Source organism: Sphingopyxis sp., from assembly GCF_036402335.1.
Taxonomy (GTDB): domain Bacteria; phylum Pseudomonadota; class Alphaproteobacteria; order Sphingomonadales; family Sphingomonadaceae; genus Sphingopyxis.
The window spans coordinates 1-4,935 of sequence record NZ_DASWTD010000325.1; the positions used below are offsets into that span (position 1 = coordinate 1).

Here is a 4,935-nt window from a genome sequence, read left to right on the forward strand (position 1 = left end):
CGCGGTCGCCAGTGCGATATGGCCCTTCAGCACCTGCGTGAAGCGGCGGCGCATCTCGGCGGTCGGCGCACCGATCGCGATCGTGCGCGTGATGTCGGTGGTGCCGTCGGCATATTGCCCGCCCGAATCGACCAGATAGAGCGTGCCCGTCTCGATCGCGCGGTTCGTCGTCGCATCGACCTTGTAATGGGGCAGCGCGCCATTCGGCCCGGCGGCCGAAATCGTGTCGAAGGAGAGATCCTTGAGCGCGCCATTGGCGTCGCGGAAGGCACGGAGCTTCGCCGCCGCGCCGAGTTCGTCGAGCCCGCCCTGCGGCGCGGCCTCTTCCATCCATTTCAGGAAGCGCGACACCGCGACGCCGTCGCGGACGTGCGCGGCGCGCGTGCCGTCGAGTTCGGTTTCGTTCTTGATCGCTTTCGGCAGCACCGCGGGGTCGCGGTGGCGTTCGACCTTCGCCCCGGCGGCTTCGAGCGCGGTGAAGATCGCCGCGACCGCGCGGTCGGGATCGACCGCGACCTTTTTGCCCGTCAGGCTGGCGAGCGCGCGCTCGAATGCATCGCGGTCGTGGATACGCACACTGTTACCGAGATGCGCGCGGACCGCGTCAGTGACCTTTTCGGGCGCGATGAACAGGTCGGCCGTGGCGTCTGAGTGGAGCAGGGCGAACGACAGTCCGACCGGCGTATGGCTGACGTCGGTGCCCCGGACGTTGAACGTCCACGCGACCGAATCGAGTGCGGTCATCACCGTCGTGTCGAGCCCGTTGGCGTTCAGCCAGTCGGCGATGACCTGCCGCTTGTCGATAGCGCTCTGGCCTGCAAGCGCCGCGTCATGCACAGTCACCACCGCATCGCTCGGCGCGGGCTGGTCGTCCCATGCCGCATCAAGCGGATTGTCCGTCACAGCGACCAATTGTGCACCCTTCGCCGCCAGCGCCTTTTCCAGCCCGCGCGCCCAGTCGATGCCGTGGAGCCACGGATCGTAACCGACCTTCTGCCCCGCGGTGACATTCGCGCCGAGCCATTCGGCGACGCTCGACTGCGGCACGCCGACATAATCGAAAAGCGACCCGTCGACCTGATCACGCACCTGCACCGTATAACGCCCGTCGACGAACACCGCCGCCTTGGCCGGCAGGACGGCTGCGGTTCCCGCCGAGCCGCCGAAGCCCGTCAACCAGGCCATGCGCTGCGCATATTCGCCGACATATTCGCTCATATGCTCGTCGCTGATCGGCACGACGAAGCCGTCGAGGCCGCGCGCGGCGAGTTCGGCGCGGACGCGGGTGAGGCGCTCTGCATGGAGGGGGCTGGACATGGTTGCTTCCTTGTTCCTACATCGGAAACGATTCCGCCCCGAAGGGCGGCACCGCGGGGGATTTTGTGATGCGCGCTATTTGGATGTTTCTGATGGTAATTGCCAGTCCGCTTGTCGCATTGCCTGCCCTGTATGCCAAAGAGAAAGACCCTGCATTGACCAGCCCCACCCCTGCCCTGCCCGCCGCCCCCGTCGCGGAAAAGCGCCCGCACGAGATGACGCTGCACGGCAAGACGCTGTCCGATCCATATCACTGGCTGAAGGACGACAGCTATCCGGTGGTCGATGACAAGGATGTGCTCGACTATGTGAAGGCCGAAAATGCATATTTCGATGCCGCGATGAAGCCGCACGCCGCGCTTGTCGAAACGCTGTTCCAGGAGATGAAAGGCCGGATCAAGGAGGCCGATTCCTCGGTGCCGCAAAAGGACGGCGACTGGCTCTACTGGGTCGAATATGAAGAGGGTGCCGAGTATAAGAAATGGTACCGCAAGCCCGCCGCGGGTGGTGACACGCAATTGATCCTCGACGAGGTCGCGATGGCGGCGGGCAAGGATTATTTCCGTCTCGCCGAAGTGTCGGTGAGCCCAAACGGCAAGCTGATGGCCTACTCGTTCGACGATAATGGGTCCGAGCGGTTCGAGGCACGCATCCGGAACCTCGAGACCGGCGCGCTCCTGCCCGATACCATTCCCGGCACGCTCTCGTCGCTCGTCTGGACCTCGGGCAACGACGCGATCCTCTACGGTCTCGCGAACGAGAACTGGCGCACCGACAATGTCCGGCTGCACAAGCTCGGGACACCGGTGAGCGAGGATAAATTGCTCTACAAGGAGCCTGACATCGGTTTCGGGGTCGGGATCGGCAAGACCGCAGCCGACAATTATATCGTGATCGCCACGGGCGATAACGAGACGAGCGAGGTCTATCTGCTTCCTGCCGACAATCCCGAGGCAAAGATGCAGCTGGTGTCGGCGCGCAAGAAGGGCCGCGAGTACAGCGTCGATGAGCGCGAAGGGACGCTCTATATCTACACCAACGACGAACATCCCAATTTCCGCATCGCAACCGCGAGCGTGAAGACGCCGGGCGAATGGAAACCCCTGATCGCCGGATCGGACACGAACTACCTCACCGGCCTGTCGATCTTCCGTGACTATTTCGTGCTCGAATCGCGCGAGAAGGGCGTCGATCAGGTCGATGTCCGCAGCTATGACGCGCCGCAGACCGCGGGCCGGATCCAGTTCCCGGAGGCGACTTATGTAGCGGGCCTCGGCGACAATCCCGAATATCATCAGGACAAGCTGCGGCTCGATTATGAGTCGATGGTCACCCCCGACACGGTGTTCGACTATGATCTCGCAAGCCACAAGCTCGAGACGCTGAAGGTACAGGAGATTCCATCCGGTTATAATCATGAAGACTATGTAACCGAATTGGTGACCATGCCCTCGCGTGACGGCACGCCGGTTCCGGTCTCGCTCGTCTACAAGAAGGGCACGCCGCGCGACGGCAGCGCGCCGATGCACCTCTATGTCTATGGCTCGTACGGCTATCGCGTCCCCCCGGGCTTTTCGACAACGCGTTTGAGCCTCGTCGATCGCGGCATGATCTATGCCATCGCTCATGTCCGCGGCGGCGACGACCTTGGCCGCGCCTGGTATCTCGCGGGCAAGACCGACCGCCGCAAGAACACCTTCAACGATTTCGTCGATGTCGCGAAAGGGCTGATCGCGGCGAAATATACCCGCGCGGGCAAGATTTCGATCGAGGGCCGCTCGGCGGGCGGACAGGTGATGGGCGCGGTCTATAATCAGGCCCCCGAACTCTGGGGCGCGGTGCTGGCGGGCGTTCCCTTCGTCGACGTCATCAACACGATGGTCGACGAGACGTTGCCGCTGACCCCCGGCGAATGGCCCGAATGGGGCAACCCGATCACCGACAAGACGGCGTTCGACTATATGCTGAGCTACAGCCCCTACGACAATGTCACCGCAAAGGCCTATCCGCCGATGCTCGTATCGGCAGGGCTCAACGACCCGCGTGTGACCTATTGGGAACCCGCCAAATGGGTCGCGAGGCTCCGCGCGACGCGGACGAACGATGCGACCTTGTTGCTGCGCACCAACATGGGCGCAGGCCACGCCGGCAAGTCCGGCCGCTGGGGCGCGCTGCGCGAGGATGCCGAGGAATTCGCGTTCGTGCTGACGCAATTGGGCGTGGAGAAATAGCCGCAATTCTCCGCACCGGCGATTGATTGCCGGCGCGCGGGCGCGCCGCCGGTTTTCAGGGGTTGTGCCGACGGCAGAATATATATAAGTACTTATATATGGATTATCGATCGGGCCTCGGAACGCGGTTGCGCCTGCTGGTGGCGGCGCTCGACGACGCCGTCGAACAGACGTATCGCGACGCGGGGCTGAATTTCCGGCCGCGCTTCTACCCCTATTTCCGGCTGCTCATGGCGCGCGAGTCGGCGTCGGTCGGCGAATGCGTCGCCGCGCTCGGTTTCACCCAGCCTGCCGCCACCCAGACGCTGCAGACGATGGTGCGCGAGGGCTTAATCGAACCGGTGCCCGGACGCGACAGGCGCGAACGCCGTTTTGCGCTCACGACTCTGGCGCGCGCCATGATCCCCGATCTCGAAGCGGCATGGGCCGCGACGGCCGGCGCCGCGCGCGCCCTTGATGCGGCGCTCCCGCAGCCTTTGGGCGCGACGGTCGATGCCGCCCTCGAACAACTCGAACGCCAATCGTTTGGCGATCTCATCAGGAAGGAACGCGCGCGATGATACGTGCCCTGCTTTTGCTGGCGCTCGCTTGCCTCGCGCTGCCCGCCGCGGCGCAACCGATCAGCGCCGCCGACCGCGGGCAAATGATCGACGAAATCGCCCACCTGCTCGCGACGCGCTATGTCGATGCCGACAAGGGACAGCGAATGGCTGCCGAACTGCGCAAGGCAAAAGCGCAGTGGAGCGACGTCACCGACGGCCCCGCGCTCGCCAGCGCGCTGACCGGCTGGCTGCGCCAGACTTCGGGCGACGGGCATTTTGCGGTCGATTACAGCGCCAGCCCGATCCCCGCCGACGGCGGTGAGAAGGCCTTTCTCGATGCGGAGATCGAGCGCTATTACGGCACGCACGTCAATCATGGCGTGCAGAAGATCGAACGGCTCGACGGCAATATCATGCTGATCGACCTTCGCGTCTTCCCGCCCCCGGCGCTCGGCGGCGACGTCATCGGCGCGATGATGACCGTCGCCGCACAGGGCGACGCGCTGATCATCGACCTGCGCAAAAATGGGGGCGGCATGGAAACGGTCGATACGATCGTCGCCCAGCTCGTTCCCGAAGGTTCGCCGCTCAGCGGCAGTTTCGATCGCCCGAGCGGCCAGTCGGCAACCCACGTCTCGCCCGCGCCGCCCGCGGGCCGCCGCTTCGGCGACACGAAACCGCTCTATATCCTGACCAGCAAGCGCACCTTCTCCGCCGCGGAGGCGCTGGCCTATGATCTTCAGGCGCTGAAACGTGCGACGATCGTCGGCGAAGTGACCGGCGGCGGCGCCAACCCGTTCGAATATCGGCGTGTGCATGCGCATTTTGCGCTGAGCTTGCCCGAG

4 protein-coding genes are annotated in these 4,935 nt (G+C 64.4%); 3 read left to right on the forward strand and 1 reads right to left on the reverse strand.

Annotated features, from left to right (window positions below):
- A partial coding sequence (locus VGD20_RS10060; RefSeq protein ID WP_331134309.1) for an aminopeptidase P family N-terminal domain-containing protein occupies nucleotides 1-1,317 on the reverse strand: 1,317 nt, incomplete at its 3' end.
- A gap of 83 nt (nucleotides 1,318-1,400) precedes the next feature.
- Here VGD20_RS10060 and VGD20_RS10065 point away from each other — a divergent pair.
- The 3 genes from VGD20_RS10065 to VGD20_RS10075 all read left to right on the forward strand — a co-directional run.
- Nucleotides 1,401-3,548 (forward strand): S9 family peptidase, encoded by a 2,148-nt coding sequence (locus VGD20_RS10065; RefSeq protein WP_331134312.1) that lies wholly within the window; start codon nucleotides 1,401-1,403, stop codon nucleotides 3,546-3,548.
- 140 nt (nucleotides 3,549-3,688) lie between these two features.
- The gene (locus VGD20_RS10070; RefSeq protein WP_331134310.1) at nucleotides 3,689-4,108 is read left to right on the forward strand and encodes a helix-turn-helix domain-containing protein; all 420 of its coding nucleotides are present in this window, start codon (nucleotides 3,689-3,691) and stop codon (nucleotides 4,106-4,108) included.
- A partial coding sequence (locus VGD20_RS10075) for a S41 family peptidase (RefSeq protein ID WP_331134311.1) occupies nucleotides 4,105-4,935 on the forward strand: 831 nt, incomplete at its 3' end. The genes VGD20_RS10070 and VGD20_RS10075, both read left to right, overlap by 4 nt.

Bases quoted from the DNA above. Each gene is read 5' to 3' on its own strand.
- VGD20_RS10065 (WP_331134312.1), top strand. From the start codon at position 1,401: ATGTTTCTGATGGTAATTGCCAGTCCGCTTGTCGCATTGCCTGCCCTG.